Raw genomic sequence first — 19,395 nt, 5'->3', positions numbered from 1 at the left:
TCCGAGAATGCCTGAAGATGAATCAGAAGAAGAATTATTGATCTCCGGTGATCGTCATGAGCGGGGTGATATCTGGCTCATCCCCCTCAAAATGCTCGACGACGATGCCCGCGCCATTCAGCTTGGCGCGGTCGCGGAGCTGGCTGTGGATACCAGGCAGCGGGATTTCGTCGGTGATCCGTTACGCATGATGCTGATCTCCTTGGAAGAGGGATCGCGTCGCCCGTACGTCATTGAGTCAGAGGGAGTTGCTGTTGGTGTGTTGACCCTCCAGTCCGGCGCTGCCAAGCTCGCGGGCTGGCCGGATGATGAGTCGGTGTGGTTATTGAGAGGGTTCCTTATCGACTCAAGAAGCCAGGGGCGCGGCCTTGGTACCTTGGCGGCGCGGGCCGCAGTGGAGGAAGCGCGCAAACTGACAGCCAGGCTGGGTGGCGGGCAGGCCGGCGTCGTGCTTTCTGTCAACGAACGCAATCCGGCAGGAATGGCAGCCTACTCGAAAGCAGGATTCGTGGACTCGGGGCGCTATCTGGGCGGAAATGCGGGTCCTCAGAGGACGATGTACAAGGCCTTCGCCTGATCCAGGGAACCAGCGCCCGTCAGTATTTTGACGTCAATTAAGGTTGACGGCCTCCATGGCGTCAACTATTGTTGACGCCATGGAGGTGGACCGGATGAAAACACTAGTGGGATCTATGGACAGCATGGGCCCGGCCGAGGCGCTTTACGCCGTTGCGGAGTTGCAGAAGGAAGTTGGCCGAACAGAGGCTTCCCTGGTGCGGGCCGCCCGGCAATCAGGCTTGTCGTGGGAAGCGATTGCACTGTGTCTGGGCGTGAGCAAGCAGGCAGTGCACAAAAAATACGGAAAGCAGTAGCGGGCCGCCCCTCCGTGAGGGCATTGGCGGTATCTGCCCACCCAAGACTCTAAGTATCCTTATAGACTTCTTATGTATCTGATCTCAACGCATAGGGGAAGTACATGGAATACAACGGAAATCCGTCCGAGAAGGCCATTCCTGCCGGAGAACTGGACCGGCGTCATGTGGGCCATTCTGTGAGCTTTCAACCCAATGACTTCACGGTGGTCTTCGGTACAATCGCGGGCATCGCAAGGACCGAGGCCCTTGTATACCTGTCCCTCGACGGGGTTGCCGGTGGTACTCATCTGAAGGACGAATACGACCTGCCCATCGATAAGAACGTGTACCTTCAGCTGGACCCGTTGGGCAGCGCGGAAAAGGGGATTTCGGAGGCCGCCAGCTTCGTCAAGGACAAGCTGGATGAGATTACCAAAAACCTCAGGGACCGCGACCAAAGCAAGTCCGAGTAGTTCGCACGCACAAAAGAGGCCAGCCTCAGTCCGTAGGGACTGAGGCTGGCCTCTTTGTTACGTGTCGATATTAGACGCCGTAGTAGAGCTCGAACTCGTACGGGTTCGGGCGCAGTGACAGCGGACGGATCTCATTCTCGTACTTGTAGTCAATCCAAGTGTCGATGAGGTCCTGAGTGAAGACGCCGCCGGCCTGCAGGAACTCGTTGTCCTCGCGCAGGGCCTCAAGAGCTTCTTCCAAGGAGCCCGGAGCCTTGGGGATGTCCTTGGCTTCCTCGGCCGGGAGCTCGTAGAGGTCCTTGTCGATGGGAGCCGGGGGTTCAATGCGGTTGCGGATGCCGTCGATGCCGGCCATCAGCTGGGCGGCGAACGCCAGGTACGGGTTGGACGAGGGGTCCGGAGCGCGGAACTCGATGCGCTTGGCCTTCGGGTTGGTGCCCGTGATCGGGATACGGATACCGGCGGAGCGGTTGCCCTGCGAGTAGACCATGTTCACGGGAGCTTCGAAGCCCTTGACCAGGCGGCGGTAGGAGTTGACCGTCGGGTTGGTGAAGGCCAAGACTGCAGAAGAGTGCTTCAGCAGGCCACCAATGTACCAGCGAGCGGTGTCCGAGAGGCCTGCGTAGCCCTTCTCGTCATAGAACAGGGGATCGCCGTTGCTCCACAGCGACTGGTGGCAGTGCATGCCCGAGCCGTTGTCACCGAAGACAGGCTTCGGCATGAAGGTGACGGACTTGCCCCAGGCATCAGCGGTGTTCTTGATGATGTACTTGAACTTCTGCAGGTCATCAGCAGCTGCGGTCAGCGTGGTGAACTTGTAGTTGATCTCAGCCTGGCCGGCGGATCCAACTTCGTGGTGGGAGCGCTCGACCTCAAGGCCGGCCTTGTCCAGTTCGATGCACATGGCATCGCGCAAGTCGGCCTGCTTATCGGTGGGGGAGACCGGGAAGTAACCGCCCTTGACGGGGGTCTTGTAACCGAGGTTTCCGCCCTCTTCCTTGCGGCCGGTGTTCCAGTGCGCTTCCTCAGAGTCGATCTTGTAGAAGCTGCCCTGCGGGGAGGACTCGTACTGGACGTTGTCGAAGACGAAGAATTCGGCTTCGGGAGCGAAGAATGCGGTATCCGCGATGCCGGTGGATGCCAGGTACGCTTCAGCCTTCTCTGCCACGCCGCGGGGGTCGCGGTGGTAGGGGTCACCCGTGCGGGGGTTCACGATGGAGAAGTTCAGCGCAAGGGTCTTCTCGATGCGGAACGTGTCGATGAAGGCCGAGGTCACATCCGGGATGAGCTGCATGTCGGACTCGGCGATGCCCTGGAAGCCGCGGATGGAAGATCCGTCGAAGAGCTGGCCGTGGACGAAGAAATCGAGGTCGACGCTCTTGGCCGGCACGTTGAAGTGCTGCTGGACACCAGGGAGGTCGGTGAAGCGGATATCGACGAATTTGACGTCTTCGTCTTTGATGAACTTGAGGACTTCGTCCGCAGTCTTGAACATCTATGCTCCTTATGCATATCAAGTAACAGGCCCGGAAGGCCGCGTGGTGCAGCCCATTCCAAGGGTCCGGAGACACAAAAAGTTCCCCGTGCCATGGTGGCTGGCAACTCATACCACCATAGGGAGATGGGATTTCCCGGGGGTGTCGGTATTGTTTCCGGCAGGTTACAGAATCATCTGTCGTGTAAACGGTAGTCGGCTTCCCGGTGTCCGGTCCATGTCGGTCCGATGGGCGAACACCTGGGCGAAGATCCGGGCGCTAAGCGGCCAATATCGATCCGCCTGCGGTCGGTCACCAGGCATGCCAGCCGTTAGGCTTGGAGGGTGGTAGATCGTAAAGACATTGGCTCTTGGCTGAGTGGCCCGGACACTTCCGGAATCTCCAAATATCCTGGTGAACGGCTCGGGTTGCCCGAGTCAGGCCCCGGCTCCATGGCACGCGCCGGAAGGCGCATCCTTGGCATCATGGTGGACTGGACGATCGCCTTGGTGATCAGCAATTTTGCCTTCGGTGGCAACCCGTGGGCAACTTTGGCCATTTTTGCCGTGGAACAGATCCTGCTGATCGGAACGTTGGGTTACAGCATCGGTCACAGGATTGCAGGAATCCACGTGGTTCGATTGGGTGGCGGACCCGCGGGTCCCTTGGCCGCCGTGGTGCGGACCCTCCTTCTGTGCTTGGTCATCCCTGCGGTGGTCTTCGATCCCGACCAGCGCGGCCTACACGACAAGGCGATGAACACCATCCTCATCAGGATGTAGTTGCCGTTCACACTGAGAACATTCTCTGCTTCGCGCACCAAACGAAAAACCGCCCCTGTCGCTCGTAAGCGACAGGGGCGGTTTTCTATTTGGGACTAGCGTCCGCGTGCGGCCTTGCGATCCGGGCGGGCCTTGTAGGGGTCGATGCCCTTGGGGATCGGCAGACGGTTTCCAAGGGAGTTGATGCGCTTGGAGACTGCATTGACCTCCACCTTGGTGAGTTCGTTCTTCAGCTTGCCCAGGGTCTTGGCCAACTTGTTCAGGGGCACCTGTCCCTCTCCGCGACCCGATTCCAGAACATGGATGGTTACGTTGGGCAGGATGCGCGCAAGGCGCTTGCGCTCGGCGTCCACCAAAGGCTTGACCCGGTGAGTAGGACCTTCACTGACCAGGACGACGCCGGGGCGGCCAATGGCCATGAACACAGCATCCTGGGTGCGGGGGTTGACAGCAACAGGCTGATCCTGGGTCACCCAACCGCGGCGCAGCGTACCAAGAGCTGCGCCGGAAGCGCCGGGCTGGTTCTCGATTTGCGCGAAGGCGGCCTTCTCAGCTCTGCGGGAGAGAATAAAGACGGCGGCGAGAAGGCCCAACGGAATACCGATGATCAGGCCCGTAACCCAGTTCTCCAGCAGATAGCCAATAAGGAAGGCCACGGCAACCACTGCAAGGAAGGCCAGCACCATGATCCAGACAACCTGCGGATCATTTCGCCGGGTCATCTTGAAGACTTCAGCGATCTGCTTCAGCTGGCTCGGCTTCTTGGCCTTGGCTTCCTTGGGCTTGCGCTGGAACAGCCCACGCTTGGGTGCGTCGGCCGAGGGGGTCGAATTGCTGGAATCAGAGGAGTTCGCCATAGTGCCTTAATTCTACGTGATGTACGCAGAAGGACCGGACGCCGTTACGCAGGTGGCATCCGGTCCTTCAGTACTGATTGGTGGTGCTTCTTGGTGATGCTGTGTGTGGTGCTTAGCCGTGGGCGGCGAGGATGGTGGAGGCTTCCTGGCGGGTGGTGCCGGAGGACTCGATGTGGGCCAGGGCGGCCGGGATTTCCCAGCCCTTCTTCCGCATCGCGGTGGCCCACAAACGCCCTGCCCGGTACGAGGAGCGCACCAACGGACCTGACATGACCCCGAGGAACCCGATCTCCTCGGCCTCGTGCTGGAGGTCCACGAACTCCTGCGGCTTGACCCACCGGTCCACCGGCAAGTGCCGCTCGGACGGGCGCAGGTACTGGGTAATCGTGATCAAATCACACCCGGCCGCGTGCAGATCCCGCAGCGCTTCGGAGATTTCCTCGCGGGTCTCACCCATGCCCAGGATCAGGTTGGACTTGGTCACCATGCCCAGATCCCGGCCCTGAGTGATCACATCCAGGGACCGCTCGTACCGGAACGCCGGACGGATCCGCTTGAAAATCCTCGGCACGGTCTCGACGTTGTGCGCGAACACCTCGGGCTTGGAATCACAGATCGCCGCGATGTGCTCGGGCTTGCCGGAGAAATCAGGGATCAGCAACTCCACCCCGGTGCCCGGGTTCAGTTCATGGATCTTCCGGACCGTTTCGGCGTACAACCACACACCTTCATCGGCCAGGTCATCACGGGCCACCCCGGTCACGGTCGCGTAGCGCAGCTGCATCGCCTGCACACTCCGGGCCACCTTGGTGGGTTCGAACATGTCCACCGGGGAGGGTTTGCCGGTATCGATCTGGCAGAAATCACAGCGCCGGGTGCACTCGGACCCGCCGATCAGGAATGTTGCTTCCTTGTCTTCCCAGCACTCAAAAATGTTCGGGCACCCGGCCTCTTCACACACCGTGTGCAGGCCTTCCTTCTTCACCAGGTTCTTGAGCTGGACGAACTCCGGACCCATCTGGACCTTGGCCTTGATCCACTCAGGCTTACGTTCAACCGGGACCGCCGAGTTACGCTGCTCAACGCGCAGCAACTTACGGCCTTCAGGTGCCAAGGTCACTGGAGTGCTCCTTCGGGTGTGGAAACGAGTGCTTCTTCGTGCTTGCTGAATTCTTCAACGAAGCGGTCAACGATGTCGGCGGGGTTGATGGTCCGGCCGGTTTCCAACGTCATGGTGGTGACGCTGGCGTCGGTGATGCCACAGGCGATGATCTGCGCATAGGGCGCGAGATCATTGCTGCAGTTGATGGCCACGCCGTGCATGGTGACGCCGTCCAGGACACGAATGCCGATCGCGGCAATCTTGCGGTCAGGTCCTTTATCATCGGCAAGGATCCAGACTCCGGCCCGGCCCTTCACGGTGACGGCTTTGATGCCGTAGTCCTGCATAACGGCGATCATGATGGCCTCAAGCCGTTCCACGTAGTCGCGGATACCGGCACGGTTCTTGAGTTTGAGGATCGGATAGGCGATGAGCTGCCCTGGGCCATGCCACGTCAGTTTCCCGCCGCGGTCTACGGGAACAACGGGAGTGCCGTCAAAGGGTCGCTCGTGGTCCTCCGTGAGTTTGCCTGCCGTGTAGACGGCGGCGTGCTCAAGGATCAAGACGGTGCTGTTCTTCTCGCCCGCAACAACTTTGTTGTGGATTTCGCGCTGCAGGTCCCAGCCCTGCATGTAATCTACGAAATCCGGGGCAAGACCCAGTTGTGAAAACTCAAGAGTCATGGGTTCAAGCTTAGACCCAGCAGGAGACTGGCCATGGTTTTGTGGTGAAGCTCTCAGTCGCATCCCGGCCTGATGATGCAGGGAGTTGGTCACGTCACTGCCTGTGGATAACTTCTGCGGAAAATCCGGCAGTCGGGTACACCTTGTTTATGGAAACTCTGGACACTCCCGCCGCCGTGGCTCCCCACCTTCCGGGCTACGTGATATCCCGCCCACTGGGCCACGGCAGTAGTTCTACCGTTTGGCTTGCCACGAGGGACAAGGACGGTGCGCGGTTCGCAGTCAAATGTGCCAAAGCCCGTGCCGCTGCTGGCCTGGCAACGTCACAAGCCGAAGTTATCGAGGACGCATACCGTGAGATGAGGCTCCTCTCCGAACTCAAGCACAAGCACCTCATACGTGTTCACGACATCCTCCACATGGGTGGCCCGGCTGAGGGGACTTTGGGGATCGTCATGGACTATGCAGCGGGAGGCTCATTGGCCAACCTGATGACCGCGAGGGGGAAGCTCACCATCGGCGAAGCCGTCACTGTCCTGACTCCCCTTGCCCAAGCATTGGACTATCTGCATGTCAACGGCACGGAACACGGAGATGTGTCGCCCGGAAACATCTTGTTTACAGCCGTTGGGATGCCATTGCTGGCGGACTTTGGCGTCGCCGCGAAGGTAGGAGACAAACCACACAACCTGGGCGTCGGAACGCCCGGATTCATGGAACCCGTATCTGAATCCTCGGAGAACGGCGATATTTCCCGTGACACCCTCCAACCACAGCGGGACGTCTATGCGCTCGGCGCGGTCGGCTGGTACTGCCTGACCGGGACGACGCCGCAGCAGGAACAGGATCGTCCACCCTTGTCACTGCTGGTTCCGGAGGTACCCAAAGCTCTCGCTGCAGCTTTGGAAGCTGCCCTAAGCGCGGATCCCCGGCAGCGTCCGTCGGCCAGGGAGCTCGGTACGGCGATTTTCAGGAGTGCTGCTCCCGAGGCCATGGACTTATCCGGTGCCGTGCATTCCTCCGTTATTCCTGAATTGCTGACCCGGCGTGAGGCATTGGGGCGTTCGCCGCGCCGCGCAACCCGATGGCTAAGCAGGGCAACACGTTGGTTAAGGAGCTGGTGCAGATTGCTGCCGTTCCTGTGCGGGCGGGCGCTGCCAACAGCGAACCCTGAGCGTCGCAAGCGTGGCAGGAATGGCGGTGGGCTTGGCCGCCGGCTGGTTCTTTTGGCAGTGATCGGCGCGTTGATTGGCGCTGCGTCATGGATTCTTTGGCAGCAGAACAGCACGACGACGGCTATGGTGCAGCAAGCGGCGACGGAAAGCGACGTTGCCAACCCCGGCGAGGCCGCGGGACTCCCGAACGGCCCGGATCAAGCGGACGCGCCGGATTTGCCGGCTGCACTCGCCGCAGGGCTCAAATCAGAGGATCCCTTAGTAGCCGTGCCCGCACTGTCGGCGGTGCGTGACGTTGCCTTGGGGGAACGGCGCCTCGACCTTCTGGATTTGGTCAACGCGCCTGGTTCGCAGGCCGAAGCGACCGACAAACAGCTGAGCGATTACCTGCAGGACTCTGGAACAGCGTTTGTTGGACTCCACACCGCGTTGACAGCCCTGACAGTGGAAGGACCCATGCAGTCAGATCATGTGATGGTGGAGGTTACGGCCACCACCTCCGGCTATGAGGAGCGTCTGGTATCAGGGGCAGTTGTCAGGACCGGGGGCGCCGGGACACCGCAGCAGCTTCGGCTGGACGTGGTTCGTTCGGACGGGCGCTGGCGAATTTCCGGAATCCTCCACGCCGGTCCGGCCGGGTAACGTGCCACTGAGTGCCGGAAACATGTTCAGCGGGCCTTTTCCTGGCGCAGCCATGCCATGGCATCAGGGAGGGAGGGGTGGAGCCATTGGAAGCCGGCTTCCTGCAACCGCACAGGCACCATTCGCTGGTTGGCCATCACCAGTTCATCTGCCAGGCCACCCAGAACCAGTCGCAGGGCGGGGCGGGGTACGCGGAAGAAGGCCGGCCTGTTGAATGCCTTGGCGAGGCCCGCGACAATCGTGTTCACATCCGCGCTCTCCGGCGCACAGAGATTCACCGGACCGTCAATCTTTGCTGTAAGGAGGTACGCGAGGGCCCTGGCTTCGTCAGACAAAGTGATCCACGGCCAGTACTGGCGGCCGTTCCCAAAGGGTCCACCCAGGCCGAGCTTCAACAAGGGGAGCAGTGGCCCGAGTGCACCACCGGAGGTGCTGAGCACGACGCCTGTCCGGGGCGTCACCACCCGAACCCCGGCCGGAGCGGTCCTTGCCATGCGCTCCCACTCAACGGATAGGCGGCCTAACACGCCGTCGCCGGGACTCGAGTCTTCCCTCAGTGCCCCATCGCGTGAGGCGCCGTAGTAGCCGGAAGCGGATTGGCTGATGAAGGTCGCGGGCGGTTTACCGAGCCGTCGCATGGCGTCGGTCAGGGTTTGAGTGGTCCGGAGGCGGGATTCCGTGAGGACCTGGATCCGGCGTTTTGTCCATGGACGGTCGCCGATGCCTGCGCCGGAGAGGTTGACCACAGCATCGGCGCCGTCCAGGACAGCTACGTCCAGCTCACCCTTGGCTGGGTCCCACGTCCATTCGAGCGGCGACCTCGCTGGGCGCCGGACCAGCCGGATGACCTCATTACCGTCAGCAACCAGCTGCTCGGACAGGGCCGTCCCGATCATTCCCGAAGCTCCGGACATCACGATTCTCATGACCCATCTCACCATGGCGAACGCTTGTGGTGGAAACGACAGTGGATGCCGCAACTGAAGGGTGCCTCTTGACTATGATCGAACAATGACCTCCTCCAGCTACCTCCGTTTCCCGCATGTGCACGGCGATCTGGTCACCTTTGTGGCCGAAGACGACATCTGGATCGCACCCCTTTCCGGAGGCCGCGCCTGGCGGGTGTCCTCCCAGCAACTGCCGGCAAGGAACCCACGGTTCACCCCTGACGGCAAGGGGCTGGTGTGGACCACCGTAGTAGGCACGTCACCGGAAGTGGTCACGGCTAACGTCGACGGCGGCGGGTACAGGCAGCTAAGTTACTTCGGGCACAGCACCACCAAGGTCAAAGGCTTCACACCATCAGGGAACGTGGTGGTAACGAGCGCCTTCCAGCAAGCCGAAAGCCGTCACACGCACGCTTACAGCCTCCCGCTGGACGGCGGCGCCGCCGTCGAACTTCCTTTCGGCCCGGTGGAGGCTGTTGCCTTTGGTCCCGAAATCGGGGACGAGAAGCCCGTGGTCCTGGCAAGCGTGCTTTCACGCGAGCCCGCCTGGTGGAAGCGCTACCGCGGCGGCACCGCCGGGAAGCTCTGGATCGACGCGGACGGCAACGGGGAGTTCGAGCGGCTGGTGGCGGAGATCGACGGAAACCTCACCGACCCACTGTGGATTCAAGGACGGATTGCCTTCCTGTCGGACCACGAGGGCTACGGAAACCTTTACTCAGTGCTTCCTGATGGTTCCGGGCTGCGCCGGCACACGGACCACGAAGACTTCTATGTCCGGCACGCCAGCACCGACGGCACGCGGGTGGTCTTTGAGTCGGCAGGCGAGATCTGGATGCTCCCGTCACTTAACGCAGATGCTGAGCCGGTCAAAGTGAACATCACTCTTGGGTCGGCATCACCTGGCCGTCGCCCCGCACCGCTCAAGGCTTCCGCCCATCTGGGGGACGTCTTCCCCAACGTCACCGGAACTGCCAGCGCAGTGGAATCGCACGGCACTATCCATTGGCTCCGGCACAAGGACGGACCTTCCCGTGTGGTTGAGGCGACACCGGGCGTCCGCGCCCGCCTGCCCCGGCCACTTACTGACGGTCGGATAGCTTACGTCGCCGACCATGGGGGAATGGAAGCGCTGTATATCAAGCGCATCGCAGCCCGCCTTTCGGCCGTCGTGGAGATTCCCAAAATTATTGTGGAACAACCCGCTCCTGCCACCGAAGAGTCAGCTCCGCTTCCCAAGCCGGTCTCGGCGTCGAACGTGCTGGGACAGGGGGCCGCTTCGGCACAAGCGAGTACAAATGTCAGGCCGGCGTCCGAAGACCAAGCCCGGACAACGGCAGTGGAGACGGTCAACGGCGAGCCATCCGCAGACACCGTGGGCGGCGCGCCGGCAACCACAGTTCCCGCGCAAGTGGAAGAAACCACGGATCTCCGCCTTGATTTTCCTGCACCTACCCGGACGAGCGCTCTGGAAGCCAGCCCGGATGGCCGCTGGCTTGCCGTCGGCACGTCCTTCGGCGACGTCTTCGTTGCCGATACCACTGCCGGCAAGCTGACGCGGTTGGTGAGCGTTGGTGAAGGCAGCATCGACGAACTGTCGTGGTCCAGCGACTCCCAGTGGCTTGTCTGGTCCGAGCCCGTGACGTCCTTCGGTTCGCGGAGCAAGCTCAGGATCGCCCGCCCGGCAGAGCCTGAGTCAGGAATCATCGATATTACCGACGGCCGCTTCTGCGACGAGTCCCCGAGGTTCACCCCCGACGGAAAATTCCTGGCGTTCCTGTCCAACAGGAGCTTCGATCCCGTATACGACGGTCACTCATTCGACCTTTCCTTCCCGAGCCCCATCAAGCCGTACCTGGTTGCCTTGGCAGCGGACACGCCCTCGCCGTTTGGCCCTTCCGTGGACACTCTGGAGGACGCATCGCCCACCGCGGCAACGTCCGACGACGACGAAGCGCCAGCCGTGCGCGTTGACCCCGACGGGCTTGCCCACAGGGTTATCGCAGTCCCCGTACCTCAGGGGAACTACTCAGACCTGGCCGTTGGTGACGGCGCACTGTTGTGGCTCGATACTGAACTTTCCGGTGTCATGGGCGATGGGCGAGGCACCCTTCAGGACAAGAAAACGGCGCCATCCTTGGTCCGGTATGACCTCGCCAAGCGCAAGCAGGCCACGCTCGTCAAGGCAGTTGACAGCTACCGCCTGTCGGGTGACCTCAGCCGCATCATCTACGTGCACGACAAACAAATCACGTCCGTTCCCGCTGACAACAAGGTGGAGGAGGACTCTGCAGAACTTGTGAAGGTGGAGCTCAACAGGGTCCGGGTCATCCTGGACCCCGTGGCCGCTTGGGGCCAGGCCTTCGACGAGGCCTGGAGGCTTCAGCGGGACTTCTTCTGGACCTCCGACATGGCAGGCCAGGATTGGGACTCCGTGTACAAGCGCTACCGTCCCATCGTGGACAGGCTGGGTTCCCACGATGACCTGGTTGACCTGCTGTGGGAAATTCACGGCGAGCTGGGAACGTCGCATGCCTACGTTAAGCCGGCCGCTGTTACGGAGCCCGGACGAAACGGCCAGGGCAGGCTTGGAGCTGAGTTCCAGCTCGGCACCAACGGTTGGGAAATTACCCGGATCCTTGCAGGCGAGTCTTCCGATCCGCTGGCTACTTCGCCTTTGACCCGTCCGGGCGCGGACGCCAAGGTGGGCGACGTGCTCTTGGCGATCGACGGCGTCGAGCTTTCCGCGGTGTTGACGCCGGCAATGCAACTGGTGGGTTCTGCAGGCCGGACCGTGGAGCTGACCCTCTTGAACGGTGATGGCCATGGAGACACTGCGGGTGTCCAGCGGCGCGTTGCCGTGGTTCCTGTCCGCGATGAGGAGCGGCTGCGGTACCAGGACTGGGTCCGGGCCAACCGGCGTACAGTCCGAGAAGCTTCGGACGGCAAATTCGGTTACCTGCATATCCCGGACATGATGGCCAACGGTTGGGCGCAGCTTCACCGGGACCTGGATACCGAGACTGCACTGGACGGCCTGATCGTGGATGTGCGGCGCAACCGCGGCGGACACACATCGCAGTTGGTTGCCGAACTGATCGGGCGCAAGGTCACAGGCTGGAGTATGCCGCGCGGCGAAAAGCCGAGGACATACCCGCACCACGCGCCACGTGGACCCGTGATCATCCTTGCGGATGAATTCGCGGGCTCTGACGGCGACATCATCACCCAAGTGTCTAAGTTGCGGGGCATCGGGCCTGTCATTGGTACGCGGACTTGGGGCGGCGTAGTGGGCATCGACAACCGCTTCTCACTGGCCGATGGCACCGGTGTCACCCAGCCTCGATACGCCACATGGTTCAGTGGCGGGATCGGTTGGGACGTGGAAAACCGCGGCGTGGAGCCGGACATCGAGGTACTCTTCCCGCCGCACGCCTACGCAGCCGGTACGGATCCACAGCTGGAGTACGGAATTGGTGCCCTTAAGGAAATGATCCAGGAGCTGCCCACCGATCGCCCTCCAATGCGTGAGGGCTACCGCAAGGTCCGGCCGGCACCACTACCTTCGCGTCCAAAAGGTTAACCAGGCAGGTAGGTACAAAAGAGCCCCGCCACTTCCCCAGGGGAGTGACGGGGCTCTTCTGCGCTTTGAAGGTGGTATTACTCGGCGAGGGTGGCATCCAAGGTGATTTCGATGCTGGCCAGTGCACCGGAAACGGGGCAGCCCGTCTTTGCATCTTCCGAGATACGGCGGAAGTCCTCTTCGGACAGGCCCGGAACTTTAGCGGTCATGGTCAGGTGGCTGCCCGTGATGCCTGTCCCGGGAACGAAGGTAACGTCTGCCTTGGTCTGAACTTCTTCAGCAGTGAATCCTTCGCCGGCAAGAGCGTGGCTGAAAGCCATGGAGAAGCAAGCGGAGTGGGCGGCGGCAATCAGTTCTTCGGGGCTGGTTTTGCCGCCGGACTGCTCCGTGCGTGCCTTCCAGGTGACATCGAACGTGCCCAGTCCTGAACTGTCCAGCGTAGTGTTGCCGGCGCCTTCAATCAGGTTGCCGTTCCAAACCGTGTGTGCGGTGCGTGTTGCTGCCATGTCCACTCCTTGGGGTCGTTGTGAGTCGGCAACCAGCCGTCGGCAGTTGCCATCGGATCAATCCTATGGATTTGCCTGCCGGACCGCACGGCCATTCCGCTGACAGTGGATTGTGACCCTAGACTGGCGAAATGGATACCGAAGAACTTGCACCTGCCAAGCGCAACCAGGGACCCAGAATCGCGTCCATCATGGTAAACGCCACCGACGCCGCCCGGCTGTCAGCGTTCTGGTCCGAGCTGCTGGACATGCCCGTGGCAGCGGAGCACGAAGGTTTCATCTGGCTTCGGCCAGCTGAGCCGGGCCTTCCCCAGTTGGCCTTCCAACAAGTCGCCGCACCCACCGAAGGGAGGCGCCGCCTGCACTTGGACCTTCACGACGCCGACCCCTCAGCGCTGCGGCGCAAGGCTGAGGCGCTGGGGGCTACTTTCGTCGAGGGTCAAGACATCGGCGATTTCCATTGGGACGTCATGCAGGATCCCGAAGGGAACGAGTTTTGCATAGCGCAGGAGTAATCACCTGTCCGTATTAGTTCCAGAGGGTCGCGTTAGTTCCAGAGGGTCGCGATGGCGATGTTGATCAAAGCCAGGCCACCAACGCCGTGGGCCAGGCCGGTAGAGACCGGCTCGCCCTTCTTCACTTTGCGCGTGCCGATAACCGCGAGGACGGCTACTGCCACGCCGATGGCGAACTTCACGCCGAGCTTGAAATAGTTGGGATCAGCGTCGGGCAGTAAGGGGAACACCCCCATCATGGCGATGCCCGTGAGGAGCTGCAGGAAGGCGCCGTCACGCTGACGCGGGTGGACGGTTGGCTCCTTGAGGGTGGCGATCCAGTAGCCCACAATCATGGCTGCGCCGACGATGTGCAAGAACACCAAAATGTTGAAGAGAATACTCATGGCCCAAGCTTATCCAGTTGGTTCTACGTCCTGTAGCAAAGCCACGCGGACACCGTTAGGTGCGTGAATGCCTGCGGGCAGGCAAACAGAAGGGCAGGTCACCGGTTTCCCGGCAACCTGCCCTTCTGTTTTTATTTGCGTGCTTAGTGACGCAGGGTCTTAGAGACCGAGGTCTGCTTCGAAAGCGCCGTCTTCAAGGCGAGCCTTGAGAGTCTGCAGGAAGCGGCCGGCATCCGCACCGTCCACCAGGCGGTGGTCGTACGTGAGCGACAGGTACATCATGGAGCGGATAGCGATCGAGTCATCCCCGTTTTCGTCGGCAACCACGACGGCGCGCTTGACGATGGCACCGGTTCCGAGGATGCCTACCTGGGGCTGGTTGATGATCGGGGTATCAAACAGTGCACCAACGGAACCGATGTTGGTGATGCTGAAGGTGCCGCCGGAAAGCTCGTCCGGGCCGATCTTGCCGTCGCGGGTGCGGCCTGCGACATCGGCGATCTTGCTGGCCAAGCCGGCGAGGTTCAGGTTGCCGGCGTCGGAAATGACGGGTACCAGAAGGCCCTTGTCAGTGTCCACGGCGATCGCCAGGTGCTCGGCGTTGTGGTACGTGATTTCCTGCTTGGATTCGTCGTAAGCAGCATTCAGCTTGGGGTGCTGCTTCAAGGCTTCGGCTACAGCCTTGGCGATGAACGGGAGGAAGGTCAGCTTGACGCCGTTCTGGGCCTGGAACGAGTTCTTGGCCTTGAGGCGGAGCTTGGCGATCTTGGTCATGTCGACCTCGTGCACCTGGGTCAGCTGGGTGGAGACCTCAAGGGACTCGCGCATACGGCGGGCAATAACCTGTCGGATGCGGGGGGCCTTCTCGGTGGTTCCACGCAGGGAAGATGCGACCACGGGGGCGGCGGCCTTGGCTGCGGGAGCTGCGGCCGGAGCAGCTGCAGCGGGGGCTGCGGCTGCCTGCTTTGCTTCTGCAGCGGCGAGAACATCCTGCTTGCGGATGCGGCCACCGACACCGGTGCCGGAGACCGAAGCGATGTCAACGCCGTGCTGGTTGGCAAGCTTGCGGACCAGGGGAGTGACATAGCCGGATTCCGAAGAACCCTCAGCCGCGGGAGCAGCAGCAGGCGCGGGAGCAGCAGGTGCGGCGGCGGGTGCCGGTGCAGCCGCGGGAGCAGCGGCGGCAGGTGCCGGTGCCGCGGACGGAGCCGGTGCAGCAGCGGGAGCGGCCGGAGCCTCGGCGGCAGGCGCTGCAGCCGGAGCGGGAGCCGCTGCAGGAGCAGCTGCGCCGGAACCGATGATGGCAAGAACGGAGCCAACCTCTGCTGTTTCGTCCTCGCTGACGCGGATTTCCTGCAGAGTGCCGGCAACCGGGGAAGGAATTTCGGTGTCCACCTTGTCGGTGGAAACCTCGAGGAGGGGTTCGTCCACCTCAACGGTGTCGCCAACAGCCTTGAGCCAGCGGGTGACAGTACCCTCGGTGACGCTCTCGCCCAATGCGGGGAGGGTTACTTCGTGGCCTTCGCCCGAAGCAGCGGGTGCTTCAGACGCCGGTGCTTCTTCAGCAGCGGGTGCGGCAGGAGCTTCTTCGGCCCGTGCTGCCTGCTCTGCGGGTGCTGCAGGAGCTTCCTCAGCCGGTGCGGACTCAGCTGCCGGAGCAGCGGAGCCGGAACCGTCGCCGATCCGGACCAGGGGGGCGCCTACTTCGGCCGTCTCGTCTTCAGCGACGAGGATTTCTTCGATGACGCCTGAGATCGGAGAAGGGATTTCGGTGTCTACTTTGTCGGTTGAAACCTCGAGCAACGGCTCGTCGATCTCCACCCGGTCACCAACCTGCTTGAGCCAGCGGGTGACGGTTCCTTCGGTGACACTCTCACCGAGGGCGGGCAAGTTAACGGATTCAGACATGTCGTCCCCGTTCTCCTTATTGATCTTTGTGCGGATGAATTCTGCTGGTCCGGATCGGGTGCATGCGGCATATTCCGCTGCCTGCACCCGATCCGTGGGTCTTGGTAAGACTTAGCCGTGGAGGGCCTTGCCGGCGAGGGCAAGGTGGGCTTCGCCCAGGCTTTCGTTCTGGGTGGGGTGGGCGTGGACCAGCTGGGCCACGTCCTCAGGGTAGGCTTCCCAGTTCACGATCAGCTGGGCTTCGCCGATCTGCTCGCCCATGCGGGAGCCGATCATGTGGATGCCCACCACGGGGCCATCCTTTTGGCGAACAAGCTTGACGAGGCCACCGGTGCCGAGGATTGAACTCTTGCCGTTGCCGGCAAGGTTGTATTCCTGGGTCTGCACCTGGTCGTCGCCGAACTTCTCCTTGGCGGCCTTTTCGGTGTAGCCCACCGTTGCGATTTCAGGCTCGCAGTAGGTGACCTTGGGGATGTTGATGTCCTCGACGATTGCCGGGTTCAGGCCGGCGATTTCCTCGGCGACGAAGATGCCCTGCTGGTAGCCGCGGTGTGCGAGCTGGACGCCGGGGACGATGTCGCCAACAGCGTAGATGTTGCCAACGCCCGTGTGGAGGCGTTCGTTGGTGATGACGAAGCCACGGTCGATGGTGATGCCTGCTTCTTCATAGCCAAGGTTGGCGGTGACCGGACCGCGGCCAACGGCTACGAGCAGGAGGTCGGCTTCGAACGTTTGGCCGTCAACCAAGGTGACCTTGACGCCGTCGTCGTTCTGCTCAACGCCCTGGAAGAAGATGCCGGTGGTGAACTTGATGCCGCGCTTCTTGAAGGCACGCTCAAGGTTCTTGACAATCGAGGCGTCCTCGTTCGGAACCAAGGAGGGGAGGCCTTCAATGATGGTGACATCCACGCCGAAGGACTTCCAGACGGAAGCAAACTCGACTCCGATGACGCCGCCGCCCAGGACAATGGCGCTCTTGGGGATGTAGTCCATGGTGAGGGCCTGGTCCGAAGTGATGACCTTGCCGCCGATTTCCAGGCCGGGGAGTGAACGGGAGTAGGAACCCGTGGCCAGGACGATGTTCTTGCCCGTGTAAGAGGTGCCGTTCACGACGACGGTGTTGTTGCCCTGGAGCTTGCCTTCACCCTCGATGACGGTGATGCCCTTGGACTTGATAAGTCCCTGGAGGCCCTTGAACTTACCGGCGATGATGCCGTCCTTGTACGCGTTCACGGCAGACATGTCGATGCTGTCGAGCGTGACGTTCACGCCATACTTGGCGGAATCGCGTGCATGGTCGGCCAGTTCGGCCGAGTGCAGGAGTGCCTTGGTGGGGATACAGCCGTTGTGCAGGCAGGTTCCGCCGAGCTTTGCCTTTTCCACAAGGCCAACGGTGAACCCAAGCTGCACGGCCCGCAGGGCAGTGGCGTAGCCGCCGCTGCCGCCACCGAGTACCAGGATGTCGAATTCTTGCGCAGTTGCCTGATCGGCCACTAAAACGCTCCCTCGCGTGAATGATGACACGGGACTGCGTGCCATCTGGTCTTTGGAACTTGTTCTGCCGTGATTATGCCAGCACCTAAGTTCTCTTGCATTTGTGACTATCGAGTTCACCTTAGCGAACCACCTACCCATGCTCCACCCTCTGCGGGCGTTTGTGGAGCGCTTGTGTCGAGACTCACGTTCACTTGTGACACAGCGCTACACCCCGCATAATTCCGGGGTTGCGCGGGTCCTGGACGACGACCGTCAGGGACCTGCGCAACCCGGAAGGCGCAGGGGAGTGGAGCTAGGCGGAGACCGCCAAGAGATCCTCGGCGTAGGCAATCAGGGTGCGGACGGTGCATCCGGTTCCCTGCTTGGGCGTGTAACCATACGGGGCGCCGTTGTTGAACGAGGGACCGGCGATGTCCACGTGGGCCCACGGGATTTGCTGGCCGTCGCCGTTCTTGCCCACGAATTCACGAAGGAAGACTGCAGCGGTCATCATGCCACCGTTGCGCTCACCGATGTTGGCGAGGTCTGCCACATGCGAGTCAAGGCTCGGGCGGAGCTCTTCGGGCAGCGGCATGGGCCAAACCAGCTCGCCCGCCCTGTCGGCCGCCGCCTTCAGCGCTGCCGTGACGGAGTCCGATCCCATGACGCCGGCAGTACGCAGGCCCAGTGCGATCAGCTGTGCGCCGGTGAGTGTTGCGACGTCAATGATGGCGTCCGGCTTCTCCATGCTGGCAGCGACGATGCCGTCGGCCATCACCAAGCGCCCCTCCGCGTCCGTGTTCAGAACCTCAACGGTCTTCCCGCCGTAGATGGTGAACACGTCAGCAGGCCGCGCTGCTGCGCCTGAGGGCATGTTCTCCGCGATGCAGAGCCAGGCGGTGGCCTTAAGCGGCAGGCCGAGCGAGGCGATGGCCAGCACGGTGTTAAGTACGACGGCGGCGCCGGCCATGTCGCTCTTCATGTCACCCATGCCGAGGGCCGGCTTGATGGAGATGCCTCCGGTGTCAAACGTGATGCCTTTGCCAACCAGGGCAATCTTCTTCGTGGCTTTTGCCGGAGCGTATTCCACCTTGACGAGGCGGGGCTGGCGGGTAGAGCCCTTGCCGACGCCGAGGATGCCTCCGAAGCCTTCCTTTTCCAGGCGTTTTTCGTCCCACACGGTGATCTTGACAGGGAGGCCCTTGGCGAGTTCCTTGGCGGACTCGGCGAATGACTCGGGGTATAGGTGGCTTGGGGGCTGGTTGACCAAGGTGCGGGTCGCGTTGACAGCGCGGGCCAGCACAATCGCCCGGTCCAGTGCGGGCTGGGCGGACTTGGCGTCGACATCCGAGAAAATGAAGGCCTTGGCCACCGGAGCCTTCAGCCCTTCCTTGCTGGACCGGTGCTCCGTGTAGGAGTAGGCGCCCAGAGCGGCTCCTTCGGCGACCGCCGCAAAATCAGCGAGGGTGGACGTCGGGAATGCCAAAGTGACTGAAGAGGCTCCGGCAAGCTGGCGAACAGCGGATCCTGCTGCGCGCCGTAGCGCTTCTTCGCTGAGGTTCCCGACATCGGACAGCTTTCCTACCCCTGCAAGGACGAGAATCCCTGAGCCTGTTTCCGGCAGGCCCGGAAGCCGGTGAACCTGGTCCGCGGCCCCGGTGATCCCCAAAAGCTGCAGGGAGCCCGCAACGGATTCGGCGGCTTTCGCGCTCAACGGGTTGGACAGCAGTACCGGCCCGTCCGTGCCTTGGGCAACGCCAATCACAAGTGCGTCGCTGGGGGACTTTTTCAGGTCCTTGGCGATGATGCCCAGGATGATGTCAGTAGTCTTGACCACGAGGATGTGTCCTCACTTCTCTCTGCATTGCATGGCGGGGCCGCATGTTTGGCGGCCTGCCCCGGTACGCGCCCGACGTCTTCTTGCGACGGCGGCCTTGGTCTTCAGGGCCGCCGGGGCGACCCGCTTCGATCGTAGTCTCTTGAACGCTGCGGACAGCAATTAAATGAGAGCTGCGGCACATGAGGGGCAGG

At 61.9% G+C, this 19,395-nt stretch carries 17 protein-coding genes; 7 read left to right on the top strand and 10 right to left on the bottom strand.

The window, feature by feature from the left end; all coding sequences use genetic code 11:
* Positions 1-7: 7 nt before the first annotated feature.
* From M1D89_RS14720 to M1D89_RS14710, 3 genes are all read left to right on the top strand, one after another.
* The gene (locus M1D89_RS14720) at positions 8-577 is read left to right on the top strand and encodes a GNAT family N-acetyltransferase (protein ID WP_498644563.1); all 570 of its coding nucleotides are present in this window, start codon (positions 8-10) and stop codon (positions 575-577) included.
* Positions 578-656: 79 nt separating this feature from the next.
* Positions 657-872, top strand: coding sequence for a transcriptional regulator (locus M1D89_RS14715; RefSeq protein ID WP_091467641.1), 216 nt, complete (start codon positions 657-659; stop codon positions 870-872).
* A 104-nt stretch (positions 873-976) separates the two neighbouring features.
* Positions 977-1,327 (top strand): hypothetical protein, encoded by a 351-nt coding sequence (locus tag M1D89_RS14710; RefSeq protein WP_498644562.1) that lies wholly within the window; start codon positions 977-979, stop codon positions 1,325-1,327.
* A gap of 70 nt (positions 1,328-1,397) precedes the next feature.
* On the opposite strand, the gene glnA is transcribed toward M1D89_RS14710, so the two are convergent.
* Positions 1,398-2,822, bottom strand: coding sequence for a type I glutamate--ammonia ligase (glnA, locus tag M1D89_RS14705; RefSeq protein ID WP_091466683.1), 1,425 nt, complete (start codon positions 2,820-2,822; stop codon positions 1,398-1,400).
* Between the two features lie 324 nt (positions 2,823-3,146).
* Between glnA and M1D89_RS14700 the strand changes: the two genes are divergently transcribed.
* Positions 3,147-3,584: an RDD family protein gene (locus M1D89_RS14700; protein ID WP_091466684.1), complete on the top strand. Its 438-nt coding sequence runs from the start codon at positions 3,147-3,149 to the stop codon at positions 3,582-3,584.
* A gap of 95 nt (positions 3,585-3,679) precedes the next feature.
* Here M1D89_RS14700 and M1D89_RS14695 read toward each other — a convergent pair whose 3' ends face one another.
* The 3 genes from M1D89_RS14695 to lipB all read right to left on the bottom strand — a co-directional run bounded on the left by M1D89_RS14695 (position 3,680) and on the right by lipB (position 6,226).
* Positions 3,680-4,441: a DUF4191 domain-containing protein gene (locus M1D89_RS14695; RefSeq protein ID WP_498644557.1), complete on the bottom strand. Its 762-nt coding sequence runs from the start codon at positions 4,439-4,441 to the stop codon at positions 3,680-3,682.
* A 112-nt stretch (positions 4,442-4,553) separates the two neighbouring features.
* Complete coding sequence (gene lipA, locus M1D89_RS14690) at positions 4,554-5,561, bottom strand: lipoyl synthase (RefSeq protein ID WP_011774451.1); 1,008 nt, start codon at positions 5,559-5,561, stop codon at positions 4,554-4,556.
* Positions 5,558-6,226 (bottom strand): lipoyl(octanoyl) transferase LipB, encoded by a 669-nt coding sequence (lipB, locus tag M1D89_RS14685; RefSeq protein WP_498644554.1) that lies wholly within the window; start codon positions 6,224-6,226, stop codon positions 5,558-5,560. Before lipB ends, lipA begins: the two co-directional genes overlap by 4 nt.
* A gap of 149 nt (positions 6,227-6,375) precedes the next feature.
* On the opposite strand from lipB, the gene M1D89_RS14680 reads away from it, so the two are divergent.
* Positions 6,376-8,043 carry a serine/threonine-protein kinase gene (locus M1D89_RS14680; RefSeq protein ID WP_498644552.1) on the top strand — a complete coding sequence of 556 codons (1,668 nt, stop codon included), beginning with the start codon at positions 6,376-6,378 and terminating at the stop codon, positions 8,041-8,043.
* Positions 8,044-8,069: 26 nt separating this feature from the next.
* On the opposite strand, the gene M1D89_RS14675 is transcribed toward M1D89_RS14680, so the two are convergent.
* Positions 8,070-8,969 (bottom strand): TIGR01777 family oxidoreductase, encoded by a 900-nt coding sequence (locus tag M1D89_RS14675; RefSeq protein WP_498644550.1) that lies wholly within the window; start codon positions 8,967-8,969, stop codon positions 8,070-8,072.
* Between the two features lie 85 nt (positions 8,970-9,054).
* Between M1D89_RS14675 and M1D89_RS14670 the strand changes: the two genes are divergently transcribed.
* Positions 9,055-12,573: a S41 family peptidase gene (locus M1D89_RS14670; protein WP_498644548.1), complete on the top strand. Its 3,519-nt coding sequence runs from the start codon at positions 9,055-9,057 to the stop codon at positions 12,571-12,573.
* Positions 12,574-12,650: 77 nt separating this feature from the next.
* On the opposite strand, the gene M1D89_RS14665 is transcribed toward M1D89_RS14670, so the two are convergent.
* Entirely contained in the window at positions 12,651-13,079 is a 429-nt protein-coding gene (locus tag M1D89_RS14665) for an OsmC family protein (RefSeq protein ID WP_498644546.1), read from the bottom strand.
* A 131-nt stretch (positions 13,080-13,210) separates the two neighbouring features.
* On the opposite strand from M1D89_RS14665, the gene M1D89_RS14660 reads away from it, so the two are divergent.
* Complete coding sequence (locus M1D89_RS14660; protein WP_498644544.1) at positions 13,211-13,594, top strand: VOC family protein; 384 nt, start codon at positions 13,211-13,213, stop codon at positions 13,592-13,594.
* Between the two features lie 32 nt (positions 13,595-13,626).
* Here M1D89_RS14660 and M1D89_RS14655 read toward each other — a convergent pair whose 3' ends face one another.
* The 4 genes from M1D89_RS14655 to M1D89_RS14640 all read right to left on the bottom strand — a co-directional run bounded on the left by M1D89_RS14655 (position 13,627) and on the right by M1D89_RS14640 (position 19,201).
* Positions 13,627-13,980, bottom strand: a complete 354-nt coding sequence (locus M1D89_RS14655; protein ID WP_178995552.1) for a hypothetical protein — start codon at positions 13,978-13,980, stop codon at positions 13,627-13,629.
* Positions 13,981-14,139: 159 nt separating this feature from the next.
* Positions 14,140-15,888, bottom strand: coding sequence for a 2-oxoglutarate dehydrogenase, E2 component, dihydrolipoamide succinyltransferase (gene sucB / locus M1D89_RS14650; RefSeq protein ID WP_498644542.1), 1,749 nt, complete (start codon positions 15,886-15,888; stop codon positions 14,140-14,142).
* 111 nt (positions 15,889-15,999) lie between these two features.
* On the bottom strand, positions 16,000-17,382 hold the full coding sequence (gene lpdA / locus M1D89_RS14645; protein ID WP_498644540.1) for a dihydrolipoyl dehydrogenase: 1,383 nt from the start codon (positions 17,380-17,382) through the stop codon (positions 16,000-16,002).
* Positions 17,383-17,677: 295 nt separating this feature from the next.
* The gene (locus M1D89_RS14640) at positions 17,678-19,201 is read right to left on the bottom strand and encodes a leucyl aminopeptidase (protein WP_498644538.1); all 1,524 of its coding nucleotides are present in this window, start codon (positions 19,199-19,201) and stop codon (positions 17,678-17,680) included.
* Between the last annotated feature and the right edge of the window lie 194 nt (positions 19,202-19,395).

Source organism: Arthrobacter sp. D3-18, from assembly GCF_054408525.1.
The sequence above is the reverse complement of the archived record's forward strand: the minus strand, read 5'-3'. Positions and strand labels throughout refer to the sequence as shown.

Excerpts from the sequence above, each read along its gene's own strand:
- M1D89_RS14665 (WP_498644546.1), bottom strand. The coding sequence starts at position 13,079 with ATGGCAGCAACACGCACCGCACACACGGTTTGGAACGGCAACCTGATT.
- M1D89_RS14680 (WP_498644552.1), top strand. The coding sequence starts at position 6,376 with ATGGAAACTCTGGACACTCCCGCCGCCGTGGCTCCCCACCTTCCGGGC.
- sucB (WP_498644542.1), bottom strand. The coding sequence starts at position 15,888 with ATGTCTGAATCCGTTAACTTGCCCGCCCTCGGTGAGAGTGTCACCGAA.
- M1D89_RS14675 (WP_498644550.1), bottom strand. The coding sequence starts at position 8,969 with ATGAGAATCGTGATGTCCGGAGCTTCGGGAATGATCGGGACGGCCCTG.
- M1D89_RS14670 (WP_498644548.1), top strand. The coding sequence starts at position 9,055 with ATGACCTCCTCCAGCTACCTCCGTTTCCCGCATGTGCACGGCGATCTG.
- M1D89_RS14660 (WP_498644544.1), top strand. The coding sequence starts at position 13,211 with ATGGATACCGAAGAACTTGCACCTGCCAAGCGCAACCAGGGACCCAGA.
- M1D89_RS14720 (WP_498644563.1), top strand. The coding sequence starts at position 8 with ATGCCTGAAGATGAATCAGAAGAAGAATTATTGATCTCCGGTGATCGT.
- M1D89_RS14655 (WP_178995552.1), bottom strand. The coding sequence starts at position 13,980 with ATGAGTATTCTCTTCAACATTTTGGTGTTCTTGCACATCGTCGGCGCA.
- M1D89_RS14715 (WP_091467641.1), top strand. The coding sequence starts at position 657 with ATGGAGGTGGACCGGATGAAAACACTAGTGGGATCTATGGACAGCATG.
- lipB (WP_498644554.1), bottom strand. The coding sequence starts at position 6,226 with ATGACTCTTGAGTTTTCACAACTGGGTCTTGCCCCGGATTTCGTAGAT.
- M1D89_RS14710 (WP_498644562.1), top strand. The coding sequence starts at position 977 with ATGGAATACAACGGAAATCCGTCCGAGAAGGCCATTCCTGCCGGAGAA.
- glnA (WP_091466683.1), bottom strand. The coding sequence starts at position 2,822 with ATGTTCAAGACTGCGGACGAAGTCCTCAAGTTCATCAAAGACGAAGAC.
- M1D89_RS14695 (WP_498644557.1), bottom strand. The coding sequence starts at position 4,441 with ATGGCGAACTCCTCTGATTCCAGCAATTCGACCCCCTCGGCCGACGCA.